Origin of the sequence: Marinobacter sp. (assembly GCF_041690615.1) — a bacterium.
Classification (GTDB): Bacteria; Pseudomonadota; Gammaproteobacteria; order Pseudomonadales; family Oleiphilaceae; genus Marinobacter.
In genome coordinates this window covers 36,021-55,877 of sequence record NZ_JAWLGY010000017.1, presented here as the reverse complement: position 1 = coordinate 55,877, position 19,857 = coordinate 36,021, and the positions used below count along the sequence as shown (strand labels likewise).

The 19,857-nt window shown below is 59.1% G+C and carries 17 protein-coding genes; 7 read left to right on the top strand and 10 right to left on the bottom strand.

Annotated elements, in window-relative coordinates; translation table 11 throughout:
- The 5 genes from ACESMZ_RS12730 to ACESMZ_RS12710 all read right to left on the bottom strand — a co-directional run bounded on the left by ACESMZ_RS12730 (window position 1) and on the right by ACESMZ_RS12710 (window position 4,976).
- A complete protein-coding gene (locus ACESMZ_RS12730; RefSeq protein WP_372972717.1) occupies window positions 1-738 on the bottom strand; it encodes a 16S rRNA (uracil(1498)-N(3))-methyltransferase in 738 nt (245 codons plus the stop codon).
- An 81-nt stretch (window positions 739-819) separates the two neighbouring features.
- Window positions 820-2,169 carry an adenosylmethionine--8-amino-7-oxononanoate transaminase gene (locus ACESMZ_RS12725; protein ID WP_372972716.1) on the bottom strand — a complete coding sequence of 450 codons (1,350 nt, stop codon included), beginning with the start codon at window positions 2,167-2,169 and terminating at the stop codon, window positions 820-822.
- 540 nt (window positions 2,170-2,709) lie between these two features.
- Window positions 2,710-3,456 (bottom strand): amino acid ABC transporter ATP-binding protein, encoded by a 747-nt coding sequence (locus ACESMZ_RS12720; RefSeq protein WP_372958370.1) that lies wholly within the window; start codon window positions 3,454-3,456, stop codon window positions 2,710-2,712.
- 11 nt (window positions 3,457-3,467) lie between these two features.
- Window positions 3,468-4,139 carry an amino acid ABC transporter permease gene (locus ACESMZ_RS12715; RefSeq protein WP_372958371.1) on the bottom strand — a complete coding sequence of 224 codons (672 nt, stop codon included), beginning with the start codon at window positions 4,137-4,139 and terminating at the stop codon, window positions 3,468-3,470.
- Window positions 4,140-4,217: 78 nt separating this feature from the next.
- Window positions 4,218-4,976 (bottom strand): transporter substrate-binding domain-containing protein, encoded by a 759-nt coding sequence (locus ACESMZ_RS12710; protein ID WP_372958372.1) that lies wholly within the window; start codon window positions 4,974-4,976, stop codon window positions 4,218-4,220.
- Window positions 4,977-5,183: 207 nt separating this feature from the next.
- Here ACESMZ_RS12710 and ACESMZ_RS12705 point away from each other — a divergent pair, with 207 nt between their 5' ends.
- Genes ACESMZ_RS12705 through ACESMZ_RS12695 form a run of 3 tightly spaced genes read left to right on the top strand, consistent with a single transcriptional unit; the run spans window position 5,184 to window position 6,809 of the window.
- Window positions 5,184-5,789, top strand: a complete 606-nt coding sequence (locus tag ACESMZ_RS12705; protein ID WP_372958373.1) for a hypothetical protein — start codon at window positions 5,184-5,186, stop codon at window positions 5,787-5,789.
- Between the two features lie 16 nt (window positions 5,790-5,805).
- Window positions 5,806-6,381 carry a hypothetical protein gene (locus ACESMZ_RS12700; protein WP_372958374.1) on the top strand — a complete coding sequence of 192 codons (576 nt, stop codon included), beginning with the start codon at window positions 5,806-5,808 and terminating at the stop codon, window positions 6,379-6,381.
- Window positions 6,382-6,434: 53 nt separating this feature from the next.
- The gene (locus ACESMZ_RS12695) at window positions 6,435-6,809 is read left to right on the top strand and encodes a hypothetical protein (protein WP_372958375.1); all 375 of its coding nucleotides are present in this window, start codon (window positions 6,435-6,437) and stop codon (window positions 6,807-6,809) included.
- A 44-nt stretch (window positions 6,810-6,853) separates the two neighbouring features.
- Here the strand turns inward: ACESMZ_RS12695 and metF are convergent, their stop codons facing one another.
- The 4 genes from metF to ACESMZ_RS12675 all read right to left on the bottom strand — a co-directional run bounded on the left by metF (window position 6,854) and on the right by ACESMZ_RS12675 (window position 11,736).
- Window positions 6,854-7,723 (bottom strand): methylenetetrahydrofolate reductase [NAD(P)H], encoded by an 870-nt coding sequence (metF, locus tag ACESMZ_RS12690; RefSeq protein ID WP_372972715.1) that lies wholly within the window; start codon window positions 7,721-7,723, stop codon window positions 6,854-6,856.
- 12 nt (window positions 7,724-7,735) lie between these two features.
- On the bottom strand, window positions 7,736-9,130 hold the full coding sequence (gene ahcY, locus ACESMZ_RS12685; protein ID WP_372958377.1) for an adenosylhomocysteinase: 1,395 nt from the start codon (window positions 9,128-9,130) through the stop codon (window positions 7,736-7,738).
- 277 nt (window positions 9,131-9,407) lie between these two features.
- Entirely contained in the window at window positions 9,408-10,598 is a 1,191-nt protein-coding gene (gene metK / locus ACESMZ_RS12680) for a methionine adenosyltransferase (protein WP_372958378.1), read from the bottom strand.
- A 127-nt stretch (window positions 10,599-10,725) separates the two neighbouring features.
- A complete protein-coding gene (locus ACESMZ_RS12675) occupies window positions 10,726-11,736 on the bottom strand; it encodes an ArsR/SmtB family transcription factor (protein ID WP_372972714.1) in 1,011 nt (336 codons plus the stop codon).
- A gap of 207 nt (window positions 11,737-11,943) precedes the next feature.
- Here ACESMZ_RS12675 and tkt point away from each other — a divergent pair, with 207 nt between their 5' ends.
- The 4 genes from tkt (at window position 11,944) to fba (ending at window position 17,634) form a co-directional block, all read left to right on the top strand.
- Window positions 11,944-13,944, top strand: a complete 2,001-nt coding sequence (gene tkt / locus ACESMZ_RS12670; RefSeq protein WP_372972713.1) for a transketolase — start codon at window positions 11,944-11,946, stop codon at window positions 13,942-13,944.
- Complete coding sequence (locus ACESMZ_RS12665) at window positions 13,944-14,975, top strand: type I glyceraldehyde-3-phosphate dehydrogenase (protein ID WP_372972712.1); 1,032 nt, start codon at window positions 13,944-13,946, stop codon at window positions 14,973-14,975. The genes tkt and ACESMZ_RS12665 overlap by 1 nt, the downstream gene beginning before the upstream one ends.
- Before the next feature lie 258 nt (window positions 14,976-15,233).
- On the top strand, window positions 15,234-16,394 hold the full coding sequence (locus tag ACESMZ_RS12660) for a phosphoglycerate kinase (RefSeq protein ID WP_372972711.1): 1,161 nt from the start codon (window positions 15,234-15,236) through the stop codon (window positions 16,392-16,394).
- A 175-nt stretch (window positions 16,395-16,569) separates the two neighbouring features.
- Window positions 16,570-17,634 (top strand): class II fructose-bisphosphate aldolase, encoded by a 1,065-nt coding sequence (gene fba, locus ACESMZ_RS12655; protein ID WP_372972710.1) that lies wholly within the window; start codon window positions 16,570-16,572, stop codon window positions 17,632-17,634.
- A gap of 19 nt (window positions 17,635-17,653) precedes the next feature.
- On the opposite strand, the gene ACESMZ_RS12650 is transcribed toward fba, so the two are convergent.
- Complete coding sequence (locus ACESMZ_RS12650) at window positions 17,654-19,786, bottom strand: hypothetical protein (protein ID WP_372972709.1); 2,133 nt, start codon at window positions 19,784-19,786, stop codon at window positions 17,654-17,656.
- Window positions 19,787-19,857 lie beyond the last annotated feature (71 nt).

The following is a 19,857-nucleotide window of genomic DNA, read 5'->3' as shown; positions in this document are numbered from 1 at the left end:
TCATTCCCGGAAGTCACCCCAGAGCCACTGGCACAGGGTAAGCGCTGCCACAGGGGCGGTTTCTGTTCTCAGTACCCGGGGGCCGAGTGCAGTCGGACGGAAGCCGTGCTCCTGTGCCATGGCGATCTCTGCCGGGGTCAGCCCGCCTTCCGGGCCAACCAGCAGGGCGATACCCTTCGCCGGCGGGGGCAGCTGGTCAAGTGCCTGCTCGGTCCGGTGGTGCAGCACCAGCCGCAGATCACAGCTGTGGCTCTGTCCGAACCAGTCACCCAGGGACGCAAGCGGGGCAATGACGGGTACCGTGGCACGGCCGCACTGTTCGGCGGCGCTGATGGCCACCTGCTGCCAGTGGCGGATGCGCTTGTCTTCCCGGTCGCCCTTGAGACGGACATCGCAGCGCTCGCTGGTCAGGGGCACAATGGTATCCACTCCCAGTTCGGTGCTTTTCTGAACGGCGTAGTCCATCCGGTCGCCCTTGGAAATTACCTGGCCGAGTACGATCCTCAGCCGGTGTTCGCAGGTACTGGGCTCTTCCCGAAGCACGCGGGCCGTGACCTGTTTCTTGCCAACCTCGTTGAGTTCGGCCGGGTAGTTACTGCCATCGCCGTTGAACAGCTCCAGCGGCTGGCCAGGCTGCATCCGCAGCACCTTGCCCACATGGTGGGCGGCGTTATCATCGAGGATGACCGTCTGGCCCGCTTGCAAGGGAGCGCTGGTGTGGATTCTGGGGTTACGCACAGAGTGAACCTGCCTGGAACGGATACAAGGGCGTCAGGTTACCGAAAACCCGGGCCCTTGCGCCAGTCAGTTACGTCAGGGTCAGTCGCGAACAGCGACGTCGATACCTTCGGTGGCCACCTGTGCCAGGTGGCGAATCTGCTCTTCGGTGATCACGTAGGGGGGCATGAAGTAGACTACGTTGCCCAGGGGGCGCAGCAGGGCTTCCCGGGTAAGTGAGTGCTGATAGACCCGGATTCCACGGCGTTCCTGCCAGGGGAAGGGCTCTTTCGTTTTACGGTCTTTGACCATTTCGATAGCCATGGTCATGCCGTGCTGGCGGATGTCACCTACGTTGGGGTGATCGGCCAGGTGGGCGACCGACTCCGTCATGCAGCGGGCCAGGGCCCTGTTGGCATTGATTACATCGTCATCCCGGAAGATATCCAGGGTGGCCAGGGCGACGGCACACCCGATGGGGTTGCCGGTATAGCTGTGGCTGTGCAGGAAGGCCCTCAGGGTTTCGTAGTCGTCGTAGAACGCGTTGTAGACATTGTCGGTGGTCAGCACCACTGACAGGGGCAGGTAACCGGCGGTCAGGCCCTTGGACAGGCACATGAAGTCCGGGGTAATGCCCGCCTGCTCGCAAGCAAACAGGGTGCCGGTGCGACCAAAGCCGACGGCGATCTCGTCGGCAATCAGGTGCACGCCGTAACGGTCGCAGGCTTCCCGCAACTTAGTGTGGTAGATGGGGTGGTGCATGCGCATGCCCCCGGCGCACTGGATCAGTGGCTCGACGACAACGGCACAGATCTCGTCATGCTTCTCGGCCAGCAGTTTGTCCATGGCCTCGAACTGGCGCAGTGCGTACTCTTCGTCGGTCTCTCCCGGCTCCTTGTTGTAGGCATCGGGCGAGGGGGCAGTGAGCACTTCCATCAGCAGTGGCTGGTAGGTGTCCTTGTAGAGCGCTACGTCGCCAAGGGCCAGGGCACCGAGGGTTTCACCATGGTAGCTGTTGGACAGGTTGACGAAGTTTTTCTTGCCGGGCTTGCCGTGGTTTTTCCAGTAGTGGTAGCTCATTTTCAGGGCCGCCTCGATGGCGGATGAGCCGTTGTCGGCGTAGAAGCATTTGTTCAGGCCTTCCGGCGTTACTTCAATCAGCCTTTCGGACAGTTCCACTACGGGTTCATGACTGAAGCCGGCGAGGATAACGTGCTCCAGTTTCTCGATCTGGTCGCGGATGGCACCGTTGATGCGGGGGTTGGCGTGGCCGAACAGGTTAACCCACCAGGAGCTGACGGCGTCGATGTAGCGGTTGCCTTCGAAGTCTTCCAGCCAGACGCCTTCGCCTTTCTTGATGGGGATCAGCGGCAGGGATTCGTGGTCCTTCATCTGGGTACAGGGGTGCCAGACGGATTTCAGGTCACGGGCGACCAGGTCGGCATTGCGCATGTTTGGCTCCGGTTCTGTTTGCTTATTGGTGGATGTTGGCTGTTAACCAGAACGGATAATACAGTTAACGGCGATTGGTAGGAAGGGGCTGTTTTTTGTTGGTAGCCTGGCTGGTCTGGTGGCTGGCCGCATGGTGTAGGGGGGATTTCTTCACCGCAATTCACGGCCCGTCCCTGGGCCGGCCTTGCTCCGCGCCATCCCTGGCGCTGTTACGAAATCCCCCCTACACCACACGTCCGACGGGCCTTTTCGATAACGCGACTGGAGTTATTTTTGGCCCCCATCGGGCGCCAGCAGTATTCGGGAACTTACTGATCAGCTGAACAAAAAACGGAGTGAGCTGGTTATTCCAACGGATTTTAGTAGAGGTAACTCTATTGCTAGAGCGGATCGGGGGTGGTGGTAGCGCTTTCGCAGCAGCGCCATGGATGGCGCGGAGCAAGGCGGGTGCCAGGGATGGCCCCTGAATTGCGGCGGAGAAAGCGCTACCACCACCCCCGGTCCAGCCCCCAAACCGCAAGGGCCTATTTGGTCACCTGCTTAGTGCTTAAGCACCCGGGAAAGAAACGACTGGGTCCGCTCATTCTGCGGGTTATCAAACACATCCTCAGGCTTGCCTTCTTCAACAATCTGACCCTCGTGGATATAGATCACCCGGTCAGCCACCTCCCGGGCGAAGCCCATCTCATGGGTCACCACCATCATCGTCATGCCTTCCTTGGCCAGCTCCCGCATCACATCGAGAACCTCACCGATCATCTCCGGGTCCAGGGCCGAGGTCGGCTCATCGAACAGCATCAGCCGGGGTTCCATGGCCAGCGCGCGGGCAATAGCCACCCGCTGTTGCTGGCCGCCTGAGAGATGGCTGGGGTACTTGCTGGCCTGGTCCGCAATGCCCACCCGCTGAAGCAGCCGCTCCGCCGTCCCGTTGGCCACAACCTGGGGTGTGTTCTTCACCTTCATCGGGGCCAGCATGATGTTCTTCTTCACCGTCAGGTGGGGGAACAGGTTGAACTGCTGGAACACCATGCCCACTTCCTTGCGGATCTCCGCCAGGGATTTCTGGTTGCCACCCTTGGGCGCCAGCGGGTGACCGTCCACCTCCAGCTTGCCGGACTCGAAAGGCTCCAGCCCGTTCACGCAGCGAATCAGGGTTGACTTGCCGGACCCGCTGGCCCCGATAATCACCACCACCTCGCCGGCTTCCACGGTGAGGTTGATGTCCTTCAGCACATGGAGCTTGCCGAAGTACTTGTTCATGCCCTGCATCTTGACTATCTGGCTCATACTTCCGCTCCTTAAACCGACGTCAGCCCGCGCCGCTCAACCAGGCGCAGGATCAGTGACAGTGACAGGGTGATCATCAGGTAGAGTATCGCCACCATGAAGTAAACTTCGAAGGCGGTGAAGGTGTTGGCGATATATACCTGACCCTGACGCACCAGTTCGCCAACGCCGATCACCGAGAACAGCGAGGTGTCCTTGATGGAAACGATGGCCTGGTTACCCAGGGGCGGAATCATGCGGCGGAAGGCCTGGGGCCAGACGATGGCCCAGAAGGTCTGGGTGCGGGACAGGCCCAGGGACAGGCCTGCCTCAGTCTGGCCCTTGTCGATGGACTGGACACCACCACGGACCACTTCCGAGATGTAGGCGCCGGAGTTCAGCGCAATTGCGGCAATACCGGCAGTCAGCGGGTCAATGGGCCCGCCAACCAGGTCCGGCAGACCATAGAAAATGAACAATACTTGCACCAGGATAGGGGTACCACGGAAGATCTCAATATAGGCCGTGGCAGGCCAGCGCAGGAACCAGTGTTTGTTGATGCTCAGCAAGCCGAAAATAATGCCGAGAACAAAGCCGATGGCCAGGCCGCCGAAAGAAATCAGCAGGGTGTAGGGGACGCCCTTGAGCAGGTAGGGAATGGAATGAATCGCTGCCTGCCAGTCGAACTGGAACTGAAACTCCACGTTCTGTTTCTCCGTTCAGCCCAATGAAAAGCGCCGGAGCACACGGGCTCCGGCGCGGGTTGTCATGAGAGTGAAGGCTTACTCGTCTTCCGGCAGCTCACCGAACCATTTCTTGTAGATCTCGTCGTAGGTGCCATCTTCCTGCATGGAGGCGAGGGCCTCGTTGACCTCATCCACCCATTCGCTGCCTTTCTTCAGCGCGATGCCGTACTGCTGGCCTTCGTACAACGGCCCGACGGTCTTGACCCGGCCTTCGCCCTTGGTCTGGGCAAAGTAGCCAACGTTGGGGGCGTCATAGAAAACCGCATCAATGGAGCGGCTCATCAGGGCCATGTACATATCCGAGCTGCCAGGGTAGGGGGTAACGCCGTCGTCATCTTCCAGTTCGCGGGTCAGGAAGTCATAGCTGGTACTGCCGATCTTTGTGCCGACCTCCAGTCCTTCCAGATCCTCCAGGGCTTCCACCGAGTCATTGTCTGCGCGTACCAGAATGCGCAGGCCGGAATCATAGTAGGGATCCGAAAAGTCGACGATTTCCTTGCGCTCTTCAGTGATGGTGATGCCGGCAATGGCAATGTCCACATTACCGGTCTGCAGGGCTGGAATAATGCCATTGAAGTCCATGGTCTGCAGGTCGTATTCGAACCCGGCCCGCTCGGCTACTTCTGCAATGATCTCCATATCGAAACCGATCATCTCGCCGGTTTCCTGGTCCATCATCTCGAAGGGAACAAAGCTCGGGTCGGTGACCACTTTCAGGGTTTCTGCGGACGCGAGGGTCGTGGTCAGCGACAGCGCAGCAGCCACGCCGAGGGGTTTCATCCAGTTGGTGTTCATGGGATCTCCTTTCAGATTAGGGACATACCTGTATCAGGATAGACCATGTCACCTGGATTTTCAGGTAAATAGAAGGTGGCTTGTTTTCGGAGTGTCGATACAGGGAGCAGTTACCGGCGAACTGACTGAATTGCTTTGTGTATAGGTGGGTTGAGTGCCTCAAGGAAATCTCTTATTATCGGCGCGTCAACCCAAGGAGGGGCCCCAGTGCAAAGGAATAGTGCGCATACGCTTCTATTGTTTTTCTTCATCGCTTTTCTTATTTTTCAAGGGCCGGCGTTAACGAAAGCTGGCCCGCCGGTGATAGTTCCGTTGGTTGAAAGTACCTATACGAGCCCTTCCGGTAAGTTGCGATGTGACCTCGATGATTTTGTTTCCTCTCCTGGATTTTTCGTTAACGAAGCGTATGACTCTGGTGAGTCAGAAACACTTAGTTTCGGCTGGGACGCAGGGAGTTATTTTGAGTTGTGGACGATCCGCAGACAACGAGCAGGAAGAGTGGAATTTACCCCAATAGGGAAAGGCGGGTTCGCCGTCGATAACGCCTCTTTTATACCCTATTTCTACAGCGAACTACCGTACGAAATAGAGAGCGTGGCGACACTTGAGCCGTTGGGGGGGCGTAGCGAGGTCTTACGTGTTCAGATGGCTAAGCAGGTTCAGCTACATGCCTATTGGCTTGCTCAAGACGGTCTGTGGTTAAACAGTATTCAGTTCCTGCCAACTTTGGTCGATTCAGCGGAGGATATGCTGGACGTGACGGCAGTAAAAGATGCGCTCCAGAAGCTGACGGAGCGCTGTACCTTCAAATAGGAAAGGAGATAAGGGAATGTCTGATTATTTGAATTTGCTTCCTTACGAGACGCCGGAAAGCCAAAAGGAAGCGGCTCTAATGTTGGCCGAAGTAATTGACCTTCCAGAGCGTGTAGTACCTAAAGATACTGATTACAATCAGGTCGTTGCTGCAATGGCCGGCCTGGTTTTATATCGACATCTTGAAACTCACCAAAGGCGTGAGGTTATGCTGACTATCGATCAGTTCAAGAATTCTCACCGTTCTTTTTACGGACAATTGCAGGGGAAGATTGCTCTGGTCATAGCCCAGCCACGATGGGAGAGGTGGTCATTAACGACTGAGGAGTTGGAGGATATTGTAGAGTTTCACCGTAGCTTTGGTCGTTTCAGCACGTTAGCGGGTATCAATCCGGGGGCTTACGGAGTTGGTGCCAGCGTCTGGCAGATGATCGTTCATGGTGCCACGAAAGGGAATGTTGTCGGGTTCGCAGCTTCAACAATACTCGTAGGTATTGGAGAGGCATCCCATTCAACAGGTGAAGCGGCACAAGGGGAGCTGGAGAGACGAACAAGAAGAGAGCCGATTAACTCCGCGTCTCCTGTAAACTAACAGGTTGTAAATATGTGCTTGAGCCAAACGGGTCTTGGTAGATGAGGCAACATGTGTGGTCTCGCGACCTTCTGTTCTTTTTTCTGGTCTTCCTGGGATTGTCGGTGACCATCCTCGCAGTGAATCTGCTTACAACCTCTTACGAAGGTGTGTCTGGCCATGCCCTTGCCACAGTTCTGGCCGGACTGGCGCTAGTCAGGTACCGTTGGGATGGAAGCGTCCCGGGCTACACGGTGATAGTGGGATTCTCGGTCGTCGCCGGTTTCAGCGCTATACTCTATCTTTACCTCTTCCAGATTCTGGCGAGCCTGATTCCCAGGCTTGAGTTTGATCCGTTGCGGGGCTACGAAATCGCGTTCTCTTTTTTCGTGAATGCCTTGGTGTTCTGGGGAACGATGTGGTTCAGGCGCAGGGCTACTGCCCGGTGAAATCAGTCAGCCACAAATACGTCGTGGCTGACTGCTGAACTAACTCAGAACGAAATCTTGTCCCAGTTGGCCAAACCCAGGTTGTTCCAGATATTCAGGCTGGCCTCGGCCTGGTTCAGGGTATAGAAGTGCAGGCCGGGGGCACCGGCGGCCAGCAGGCGTTCGCACATGCGGGTTACCACGTCCTCGCCGAACTTTCTGATGCTGTCGGAATCGTCACCGTAGGCTTCCAGCTGCTTGCGGATCCAGCGGGGGATTTCCGCGCCGCACATATCAGAGAAGCGCACCAGGCTGGAGAAGTTGACGATGGGCATGATGCCCGGCACCACCGGAATGGTGATGTTCATCTTTTCCAGCCGGTCGATGAAGTAGAAGTAGCTGTCCGCATTGAAGAAGTACTGGGTGATGGCGCTGTTGGCGCCGGCTTCCACCTTGCGGGCGAAGTTCTTAAGGTCTTCCTCGGCATTGCGGGCCTGTGGGTGGAACTCCGGGTAGGCGGCCACTTCCAGGTTGAAGGTGTCACCGCTGTGCTCGCGGATGAAGGCTACCAGCTCGTTGGCGTAGCGCAGCTCACCGGAAGCACCCATGCCCGAGGGCAGGTCGCCCCGCAGGGCGACGATGCGGTTGACGCCGCTTTCCCGGTAGATATCCAGCAGCTCGGCAATGCTCTCCCGGGTGCCCCCCACGCAGGACAGGTGGGGCGCGGTGGAGATGCCCTGGCTGTGGAGGTTCAGCACCGTTTCAATGGTGCGATCCCGGGTTGAGCCACCGGCCCCGAAGGTGACCGAGAAGAAGTCCGGGTGCACCTCCGCCAGGCGGTCGCGCACGGTCTGGAGCTTTTCCCGGCCCTGATCCGTCTTGGGCGGGAAAAACTCGAAACTGAAGCGTCGTTTGAATTGCTTCTGGGATTCCATGTCTGTTTCCAATCAGTACTTGTAGCTTTCCGGCTTGTAGGGACCTTCAACGGGCACGCCGATGTATTTCGCCTGCTCTGCAGTCATCTTTGTGATCACTCCACCGAAGCCTTCCACCATGGCCCGCGCCACTTCCTCGTCCAGTTTCTTGGGCAGCACCTTGACGTAGACGCCATTGGCTTTTTCAGCGGTGGGCAGTTCCGCAAAGCGGCGCTCGAACAGATACATCTGGGCCAGGACCTGGTTGGCAAAGGAGCCATCCATGATCCGTGACGGGTGCCCTGTGGCGTTGCCCAGGTTCACCAGGCGACCTTCGGACAGCAGGATCAGGTGATCATTGGCGGCCTTGTCGCGGTAAACCACGTGTACTTGCGGTTTGACCTCGTCCCACTCCCAGTTCTTGCGCATGTAGGCAGTATCAATCTCGTTGTCGAAGTGGCCGATGTTGCACACCACAGCACCGCTCTTGAGGGCCTTGAGCATATGCTCGTCGCAGACGTTCATGTTGCCGGTGGTGGTTACCAGCAGGTCTGTGGTGCCCAGCAGGGCCTTGTCGATACCTTGATCAGTGCCGGTGTTCTCACCGTTGATGTACGGGGAGACCACTTCAAAACCGTCCATGCAGGCCTGCATGGCACAGATGGGGTCCGCCTCGGTAATCTTGACGATCATGCCTTCCTGGCGCAGGGAGGCGGCAGAGCCCTTGCCCACGTCACCATAGCCGATCACCAGCGCTTTCTTGCCGGCCAGCAGGTGGTCGGTGGCACGTTTGATGGCATCATTGAGGCTGTGACGGCAACCGTACTTGTTGTCGTTCTTGGACTTGGTAACGGCATCATTGACGTTGATGGCCGGCACTTTCAGTGTCTTCTCGCGCAGCATTTCCTGGAGGCGGTGCACACCGGTAGTGGTTTCCTCCGTTACGCCATGGCACCTGGCCAGGACGTCCGGGTATTTGTCGTGGAGCAGAGCGGTGAGGTCACCACCATCGTCCAGGATCAGGTTGGGCTCCCAGCCTTCCACATCGGCGCCGACCGTGCGCTCCAGGCACCATTCGTACTCTTCCTCTGTTTCACCTTTCCAGGCAAATACGGGAATACCGCTGGCAGCGATGGCGGCTGCGGCCTGGTCCTGGGTGGAAAAGATGTTGCAGGAGGACCAGCGCACGTTGGCGCCCAGTTCGATCAGAGTTTCGATCAGCACCGCGGTCTGAATGGTCATGTGGATGCAGCCCATGATGTTGGCACCCTTGAGGGGCTGCTCACCCTTGTACTTGTTACGCAGGGCCATCAGCGCGGGCATTTCGCCCTCGGCAATGTTGATTTCCTTGCGGCCCCAGTCGGCCAGGGTGATATCGCGGACTTTGTAGTCGTCGAAGCTGTTCAGCTGTTCTGCCGGAGTGCTCATGGTGTTCTCCTGTTCACTAAAAAGAATGGTTTGCCACGGAATCCACGGCCCTTCGACAAGCTCAGAGTGAACGGGAAAACAAAAGATTTTCAGCCACTATATCCACTAAATCCGCGAAAAAGACAAAAACCTGCACTTCAGAAGGTCCTGATTTCGTGTTCTTTAGTGGATTTCGTGGCAAATAATCTATGCCTGTTCTTTTTTCCGTGCTTTCTGTACTTCTCCGTTCGCCCTGAGCTTGTCGAAGGGCCGTCGATTCCGTGGCTAAAAAGGGTCTTTAAACGCCTGCCGCATCCTTCAATGCAGCCGCCCGATCTGTTTTCTCCCAGGGGAAGGCGGTAAACGTCTTGCCCCCAACCGTCATCTCGTACGCCTCACGGCCAAAGTGCCCGTAGGCGGCGGTCTGCTGGTACATGGGGTGCAGCAGGTCCAGCATGTTGGTGATGGCGTAGGGGCGCAGGTCGAAGTGTTCCCTCACCAGCTGGACGATCTTGTCGTCGCTGATCTTGCCGGTGCCGAAGGTGTTCAGGGAGATGGAGGTGGGCTGCGCCACGCCGATGGCGTAGGACACCTGGATCTCACACTTTTCGGCCAGGCCGGCGGCGACGATGTTCTTGGCCACGTAACGGCCGGCGTAGGCCGCGGAACGGTCCACCTTGGACGGGTCCTTGCCGGAGAAGGCACCGCCGCCGTGGCGTGCCATGCCGCCGTAGGTGTCAACGATGATCTTGCGGCCGGTCAGGCCACAGTCGCCAACCGGGCCGCCAATCACGAACTTGCCAGTGGGGTTGATGTGGAACTGGGTGTCCTTGTGCAGCAGTTCCGCCGGCAGGGTGTTCTTGACGATCAGTTCCATTACCGCTTCCTTGAGATCCGCCTGGGTGACGTCCGGGTCGTGCTGGGTAGACAGGACCACCGCGTCGATGCCCACCACCTTGCCGTCTTCGTAGCGGCAGGTGACCTGGCTCTTGGCGTCCGGGCGCAGCCATGGCAGCAGGCCGCTCTTGCGGGCTTCGGCCTGGCGCTGTACCAAACGGTGAGAGAACGTAATCGGCGCAGGCATCAGTACATCGGTTTCATTGCTGGCGAAGCCGAACATCAGGCCCTGGTCGCCGGCACCCTGGTCTTCCGGTTTCTGCCGGTCCACGCCCTGGGCGATGTCGACAGACTGCTTGCCGATGATGTTGATAACGCCGCAGGTATCGCCGTCGTAGCCCACATCCGAGGAGGTGTAGCCGATGTCCTTGATGACGCCACGGACCAGGTCTTCCAGGTCGACCCAGGCGCTGGTGGTGATTTCACCCCCAACAATGGCCACGCCGGTTTTGACCATGGTTTCACAGGCTACGCGGGCGTGGGGGTCGTCTTTCAGGATGGCGTCCAGTACGGCATCGGAGATCTGGTCGGCCAGTTTGTCCGGATGGCCTTCGGAGACCGACTCGGAAGTAAAGATGCTGTAGTCAGACATAGCACAGGCTCCTCTTGAGCTGGCGGGCAGTTTGCTGCCCTGTTTTCAGTGTGATGTTCGCTTTGCTTGGCTGTTAACCAATACGGTTCAGATTGGTAACGGATTTTATATCAAAGAATTTTGATATTCATTGTTGTGTTTGGCTTTCCGGCTTGCGGAATTCCCTTACCTGTATCTGGAAGCCGTTACGCAGGCCAATGAACAGGGTTTCTCCGGTTTCCAACCCCGCGGCGCCGGCCCAGACGTTCAGCTCCTCCGGCTCGAAACCCAGCCAGAGGTCGCCGCAGTTTTCCCGCGCCCAGTCCTGGTCATGCCGACGCAGGTCGCTGATCACCAGATAACCGCCGGGCGACATCAGTTCGCTGGCCTCCAGGAAGATATCCGCCGGGCTCGGCACGTGGTGTAGCACCATGTTGGCCACCACCAGGTCGAAGCGCTCGTTCTTCGGGAGCAGGGTGGCGGTGGTGCCCTCAATCAGCTCCACGTTATCCAGCTTCTCGTCGGCGCAGGTCTGCTGCGCCTTGCGCAGCATGTCGGCAGAGTTATCTACCGCCACTACTCGAGGACAGATACCTGCCAGTACCGGCAGGAAGGCACCCTCCCCGGGGCCGATTTCCAGGGCTGTTTGCCAGTTGTGCTGGGTGGCCCGGGCCCGTATCAGGTCTGCTGCGGGCTCCGCGTAAAGGTCAAAGGCGGCAATCAGCTCCTGTTGCTCACGGAACTGGTCCGCATGGCGGGCGAAGAACGCCTGTGACTGGTCCGCCCGCTGGCTGCGTATGGCTTCGATCTTTTCCTGCAGATGGCCGGCCACCGATACCCGGTCGATGGTACTGAATACCTGTTGTGCCGCAGAGTCGACAACGCCGAGCTGGCCCGGAGTCAGGTGAAGCGGGCGGCGATAGAAGATGGCGTTGCCTTCCCGCTGGGGTTCGATCAGCCCGGCCTTGTGCAGCACTTTCAGGTGGTGGCTCATGCCTGACTGGCGTACATCGAACAACTGGCTCAGCTCCAGCACCCCGAAGGTATCCCGGCGCAGCACGCGCAGGATTTCCAGGCGCAGGGAATCACCGCAAGCCTTGTAGAGCGGGGCGAGGGCATCGAGGCCAACTGGCAGGGCAGGTGCTTTCATATTGGTCATGGCGGCAAGTCTAGTGGTTGGTTGCGGATTGGGCAATATCTATATCAAAAAAAATTGATATAGCTTTGGTGGTGGGTTGGCCGGATTCGGTAATCCCTGCCTCTGTCGCAGCCACGCCGATTTGCCCCGATGGCCACTAATCGGCGAAAATACGCGCCTTCTTTTTTCGATCGCTTATGTTTCCTGACAAATACTGGAGAAACGTCAATGCCGTCCCGTAACGATCTCGCCAACGCCATTCGCGCGCTGAGCATGGATGCGGTTCAGAAAGCCAAGTCCGGCCACCCGGGTGCGCCCATGGGTATGGCGGATATCGCCGAGGTGCTGTGGAATGATTACCTCAGCCACAACCCGGCCAACCCCCAGTGGGCCAACCGTGACCGTTTTGTGCTGTCCAACGGGCATGGCTCCATGCTGCAGTATTCCCTGCTGCACCTGAGCGGGTACGACGTTTCCATTGACGACATCAAGAACTTCCGTCAGCTGCACTCCAAGACGCCTGGTCATCCGGAATACGGCTACACCCCGGGCGTTGAAACCACTACCGGCCCTCTGGGGCAGGGTATTGCCAACGCCGTTGGTTTTGCACTGGCCGAGAAGGCCCTGGGCGCCCAGTTCAACCGCCCCGGCCATAACATTGTCGACCACTACACCTACGCCTTCCTGGGCGACGGCTGCCTGATGGAAGGCATCTCCCACGAGGTGGCGTCCCTGGCCGGAACCCTGGGCCTTGGCAAGCTCATCTTCTTCTATGACGACAACGGCATTTCCATTGACGGCGAAGTGGACGGCTGGTTCACCGACGATACTCCCAAGCGCTTCGAATCCTATGGCTGGCACGTGATCCCGGCGGTGGATGGCCATGACGCCAACGCCATCCGCGCCGCCATCGAAAGTGCCCGCGCCAATACCGACCAGCCTACGCTGATCTGCTGCAAGACCATCATCGGCTTTGGCTCTCCCAACAAGCAGGGCACCGAGAGTTGCCATGGCGCACCGCTGGGCGATGATGAAATCCAGCTGACCCGTGAAAAACTGGGCTGGAACCATGGGCCTTTTGAAGTGCCCGAGGACATCTATGCGGCCTGGAACGCCAAGGAGAAAGGTGCCGCGGCCCAACAAGCCTGGGATGAAGCCTTCGCTGCCTACGAGAAGGCCGAGCCTGGGTTGGCTGCGGAGTTCAAGCGCCGCATGAACGGCGACCTGCCGGCGGACTTTGCGGAAAAGGCGGATGCCTATATCCGTGAGTGCCAGCAAAAGGGCGAGACCGTTGCCAGCCGCAAGGCCTCGCAGAACACCCTGAACGCCTATGGCCCGCTGCTGCCCGAGTTGCTGGGCGGCTCCGCGGACCTGGCCGGCTCCAACCTGACGATCTGGAGTGACAGCAAGGGCCTGACCAGGGATGACGCTTCCGGCAACTACATCTATTACGGTGTGCGGGAGTTCGGCATGGCCGCCATCATGAACGGCATTGCCCTGCACGGTGGCTTTGTGCCTTACGGCGCCACCTTCCTGATCTTCATGGAGTACTGCCGTAACGCCGTGCGTATGGCTGCACTGATGAAGCAGCGCTCCATCTACGTGTTCACCCACGACTCCATCGGCCTGGGCGAAGACGGCCCGACCCACCAGCCCATCGAGCAACTGGCCAGCCTGCGTACCACCCCGAACATGAACACCTGGCGCCCGGCGGATGCGGTTGAATCCGCCGTGGCCTGGAAAGCGGCCCTCCAGCGCAAGGATGGTCCTTCTGCCCTGGTATTCTCACGCCAGGGCCTGCCCCACCAGGACCGTGATGACAAGCAGTTGGCTGACGTGGCCAAGGGGGGGTATATCCTCTCTGACGACGGCGGCACACCGGACCTGATCCTGATCGCCACCGGCTCTGAAGTTGGTCTGGCCCAGGATGCCGCCGCCGCCCTGCGGGAGAAAGGTCATAAGGTGCGGGTGGTTTCCATGCCGTCCACCGAGGTATTCGATGCCCAGAGCGCTCAATACAAACAGAAGGTGCTGCCGCTGGATGTCACCAACCGCATCGCCATTGAGGCGGCCATCGAGGACTACTGGTACAAGTATGTGGGCCTTGATGGCCGGGTGATCGGCATGAGCACCTTCGGTGAGTCCGCGCCCGCCGGTGAGCTGTTCCGGGAGTTCGGGTTCACGGTCGATAACATCGTCGACACCGCCCTTGAGCTGCTGGATAACTGATGAGCAACGGAGCCCCTGCCCGCATTGCCATTAACGGCTATGGCCGCATTGGTCAGTGCGTGCTGCGTGCGCTCTATGAAAATGGCTACCGTGACCGGCTGCAGGTGGTGGCCATCAACGAGCTGGCAGACCTGGACACCATCGCCCACCTGACCCGCTATGACTCAACCCACGGACGCTTTCGTGGGGACGTGCAGGCACAGGGTGACCAACTGGTCGTGAACGGCGATGCCATCCGGGTGCTGCGAAGCGCCGAACCCGATGGCCTGCCCTGGGGTAATCTGGGCGTGGACCTGGTGCTGGAGTGCTCAGGTTCGTTCAGTGATCGGCCAACGGCGGAGCGACACCTGGCATCAGGTGCCCGCCGGCTGCTTTTCTCCCAGCCGGCAGGGCCTGATGTGGATCGCACGGTGGTTTTCGGCGTGAACGACAACAGCCTGGAAGCCGCAGACCGTATCGTGTCGGCGGCCTCCTGCACCACCAACTGCCTGGTGCCTGTGATAAAGGTACTGGATGAGGCGCTGGGCGTGGAGCAGGGCAGTACCACGACCATTCACGCGGCCATGAACGACCAGCCGGTTATCGACGCCTACCATCACCAGGACCTGCGTCGTACCCGTAGCGCCCTGCACAATATCGTGCCGGTGGACACAGGCCTGGCCCGGGGTATCGAGCGGCTGTTACCGGATATGAAAGACCGGTTCAGCTCAGTCGCCATGAGGGTGCCCACGTTGAACGTCTCGGCCATCGATATGGTGGTGAACGTTCGCCGTGAAACCTCCGTTGACGAAGTGAACCGCCTGCTGGCGGACGCCTCCGGGAACGGCCTCAAGGGTGTATTGGGCTATACCGACGAACTGCTGGCCAGCTCCGACTTCAACCACGATGCCCACTCCGGCGTCGTCGATGGCGGCCAGACCCGGGTCACCGGCGGGCGAATGGTGAAGGTGCTGTGCTGGTTTGATAATGAATGGGGCTTTGCCAACCGGATGCTGGACGTAGCCCGGTGCTGGTTGGGTAAAAACGATTGATTGGCCACGGAATCCACGGAAGAACACGGAAAGAAGATAAAGATACTTGCCACGAAAATCACGAAAGAACACGAAAAACTGGACTGCTCTAAAAATCTGTCTGTTTTAACTTTCGTGTTGTTTCGCGGGTTTAGTGGCTAAAAAATCATTCAATCTTTTCTTTCTTCATGTTTTCCCGCTCGCCCTGAGCTTGTCGAAGGGCTGTGGATTCCGTGGCAAAACAAGTATTTGAACTCTCAGGAAAATGGAACTGCGATTATGGCCATCAAGAAAATGACTGACCTGAACCTCGCGGGCAAGCGGGTTCTGATTCGTGAAGATCTGAACGTACCGGTAAAGGACGGCAAGGTCAGCAGCGACGCGCGTATCCGTGCCTCACTGCCCACCATCAAGGCGGCGCGGGATGCCGGTGCGAAGGTCATGCTGATGTCCCACCTGGGGCGCCCGGAAGAGGGCGTTTACGACGAGGCCTCCTCCATGAAGCCGGTGGCCGAGCACCTGACCGGTCTGCTGGGGCAGGACGTTCGCCTGGTCAAGGACTACCTGGACGGTGTCGAGGTGGCCGACGGTGAGGTGGTGCTGTTCGAGAACGTGCGCTTCAACAAGGGTGAGAAAAAAGACAACGAGGCGCTGGCAAAGCAGTACGCCGCCCTGTGTGACGTCTATGTCATGGACGCCTTCGGCACCGCCCACCGGGCCCAGGCCTCCACCCACGGTGTGGCGAAGTTCGCTCCGGAAGCGTGCGCCGGCCCGCTGCTGGCGGCGGAACTGGATGCCCTGGGCAAGGCGCTGGACAACCCGGCGAAGCCCGTGGTTGCTATTGTTGGCGGCTCCAAGGTCTCCACCAAGCTGGATGTGCTGAACGCCCTGGAAAAGGTTTGCGACCAGATTATCGTGGGTGGTGGTATCGCCAACACCTTCCTGGCGGCCGCCGGGCACCCGGTGGGCAAGTCCCTGTGTGAGCACGACTTGATCGATACCGCCAAGGATATCGCCTCCCGGGTGGAAATTCCGCTTCCGGTCGATGTCGTGGTTGCTCCGGAGTTTTCGGAAAATGCCACCGCGACGGTGAAGAACATTTCCGACGTGGCCGAGGACGATATGATCCTTGACGTCGGCCCGGAAACTGCCGGCGAATTTGCCCAGTTACTCAAGAATGCAAAGACCATTCTGTGGAATGGCCCGGTCGGCGTATTCGAATTCGATCAGTTTGGTAATGGCACCAAGGCCCTGGCCCATGCTATTGCTGAGAGCGACGCGTTCTCGCTGGCCGGCGGTGGCGATACCGTGGCGGCGGTTGACAAGTATGGCGTAGCTGACAAGATTTCGTATATCTCCACCGGCGGCGGTGCCTTCCTGGAGTTCGTGGAAGGCAAGACGTTGCCTGCAGTAGCGGTATTGGAAGAGCGAGGGGAGTAACTCCCAAACCAGATCGCGAGGTGGGCCGGGAACGCTTTCCGGGACCTTCGAAAACATGGACGTTTTCGAAGAGCCTACATGGATGTATCTACGGCGTGTCCCGGAAAGCGTTCCCGGCCTGCCGTAGCAGACTCCCAAGTCTGCCTCAACAAAATTTCAAGCAAGGAGAAAACCCATGGCCCTGATTTCGATGCGGCAACTTCTGGATCATGCCGCCGAGCATGGTTACGGTGTGCCCGCTTTCAACGTGAACAACCTGGAGCAGATGCGCGCCATCATGGAAGCGGCGGACAAGACCGATTCCCCGGTGATTGTCCAGGCCTCCGCCGGTGCCCGCAAATACGCAGGTGCCCCCTTCCTGCGCCACCTGATCCTGGCGGCAGTGGAAGAGTTTCCCCACATTCCCGTGGTAATGCACCAGGACCACGGCACCAGCCCGGCGGTTTGTCAGCGCTCCATCCAGCTGGGCTTCAGCTCGGTGATGATGGACGGCTCCCTGGGTGAAGACGGCAAGACCCCCACAGACTATGAGTACAACGTGGATGTGACCCGTCGTACTGTGGACATGGCCCACGCTTGTGGTGTGTCCGTGGAAGGTGAGCTGGGCTGCCTCGGCTCCCTGGAAACCGGCATGGCCGGCGAGGAAGACGGGATCGGCGCGGAAGGCAAGCTGGACCACGACAAGCTGCTGACGGATCCGGAAGAAGCCGCTGACTTCGTCAAGAAGACCCACGTGGATGCCCTGGCCATTGCCATCGGCACCAGCCACGGCGCCTACAAGTTTACCCGTCCGCCCACCGGCGACATCCTGGCCATCGAGCGGATCAAGGAAATCCACGCCCGCATCCCGGACACCCACCTGGTCATGCATGGCTCCAGTTCCGTGCCTCAGGAGTGGCTGGAGATCATCAACCAGTACGGCGGCGAGATTCCGGAAACCTACGGGGTGCCGGTTGAGGAAATCGTCGAGGGCATCAAGCACGGTGTTCGCAAGGTCAACATCGATACCGACCTGCGCCTGGCCAGCACCGGTGCGGTCCGTCGCTTCCTGGCTGAGAACAAGGCCGAATTTGACCCCCGCAAGTTCCTCAAGGAAACCATGAAGGCCATGACCGAGGTCTGTGTCGCCCGTTATGAGGCATTCGGTACGGCCGGTAACGCCAGCAAGATCAATCCGATCAACCTGGAACGGATGTACGAGCGTTACGAGGCTGGTGAGCTGGACCCGAAGGTCCGGTAACCGGCTACCCCAGGAGCACTCAGTTGACCGTAAAGGTTAGAGTGCTCAGCACCTCCGCCGGCGGTGGGTTCAGTGCCGCTGCCGTGCGGAACTGGCTGATGGCCTCATGGTCGCCATGGATGGCGTGCACGAAGGTCGGGCGAACGCTCTGGTAATACAGGGTGTTCTCCACTGTCAGGGGTAGCTCCAGACCCTCCGGTAACGGTAGCTCGTAACTGATGGTGTCGGTTCCTCCTGCCTCCGCATTGAAGTCCTCATCCCCCTCTATGCCGGCCGGCGCTACATGCCCGGGCGCTGCCTTGTTGTCGAATCCTGCCGGCGGTATCCGGTTGTCCTTCAGCGCGTCGGACGCATACAGCAGGATATGGGTAATGTCCCCCGTGGTGGCTTGCAGCACGGTTTCGTACACGGGCACCTGATCTGCGGAGGTCACCAGGTTGACGTGGGGACTGAAGCACGTCGATGAATCGAACCCTTCCGGCTTTCGCGCGGTCAGGCATTCGGTTCGGGTAAAGGTGCTATCACTGACCAGCCGGTGTTGATCGTCCGGAATGCCGCTCTCGAATATGGTGGTACCGCGGGCATCCATTACCCGTGTGGCCAGCCAGACCCGCCGTGAGGGGAAACTCGTGGGCAGCTTGTGGCCTGTTCGGTTCTGTACCGTTATCCGGAAGGCGAGCCGGTCGTCGCTGAGGGCCGGGCCGGAAGCCGACAGGCTGGCAGCGGTTCCCAGAAACGCCCGGGTACGCTCGGCGTTGCGGGCGAACTCTCCCGCCTCATTGATGGTGCCCCGCCCCAGCTCTTCCCGGAACATTTCCAGCGTCTCCAGCAGCCAGGTATTGCCCCCCAGGAACAGGTGAGGTGAGTAGGGCCCGCGCTCCGGCCAGCTGAGGTTTACGCTGCCGTCGTAGCGGTTTACCGCCAGTCTCGTCAGGAAGTTGTCGCTGATGTCGTCCCTGGCCATGTGACAGTCCTGGCAGGATGTCTGATTACTGCCCGAAGGCCCGAAATCACTCAGGGTCCATTCCGTATACGGCGCCTGCTCCGGGAAATAGGCGCCCGTGGGCTGGTCGGTGACGTTGTCGATAACCGGTGTGAACAGCTCGTGACAGCTGGCGCAATGGCGGGCATCGCTCATCTGCAGACCGAATTCCGGCTCGAAGCCGATGGCATTCTGCATCGCATTCTTGACGGGACTCTGGTAAGGGCCGTAAATCAAGGGCATGGCCTGGTCGTAGTCCACGTCAAAGTCGCCGGAATGGACGTCTCCACTGAGTATATCGTCAGTGATCTGGTGACAGAGGGAGCAACTGATTCCCTCCCGGGCATGAGGGTCCGTCAGTGCTGAAGCCATCGGGTAGAAGTCGTTATTCAGGCCAACTCCGGTCTTGTGAGCGTGGGTCCTTGCCATGGGGGAGTGGCAGGTGAGGCACTTGTCCTCAATAAAGCCGGCGAGCTCCGGGAACTGTTCCGTTTCGTGGGCGACCGCGGCGCGGAAATAGGGGTCGGTAAAGGCATTGGCCATGACTGAACTCTTCCAGCCGGTGATTGGGCTGACGTCCTCGCCATCAGGGGCGGGGACGGGATCCCCGGGGGTGGTCGGGGCTCGCAGCACTGCCGGGTCCGCTCCGGGTTCGCTTGCCCGGTGACAGCTCCCGCAGTCCGCAGCGGCCAGGAAATTGCCGGTCTGGTCCCAGTGCGCTGGCTGGTCTGTCAGGGTGGGCAGGTCTTCATCATCCACCACATCGATTATGGCGCTGTCTGCCAGTGTCGGGTCTGACACGGCCGTGGCGGTCAGAGTGTAGCGCTCAAGCCCGTTGACATCCGGGTTGTCTGATAGTTGCAGTTGGAAGCCAACAGTCACCTCACCGGCCGGGATCACCAGGCTTCGGGGCGGGGTGACATCGTCTGAAACCGGTGTGATTGAAACCTCAAAATGTTGATCCACCGGTTGGGGTTGCGAGAGCGTCAGCTTGCCGTCAAGCGATCCTGATGATTCCACTACGGCGGTTTGTGAAAGCGACAGGTGAATGACCGTAGCGGGATCCTCGCCCGCAGTGCTGTCGGAATCACCGCCACCCCCGCCTCCACACCCGGATACTGAGGTAATAACCAGTGCGGCAAAAAGCCGCATACCCCGGCCAGCGTTCATAGCAGTAACTCCGCGAATGTTTGATGGAATTAGCTTAGTCCATTTCACCATAAAATTGACGAAAGAAGCTT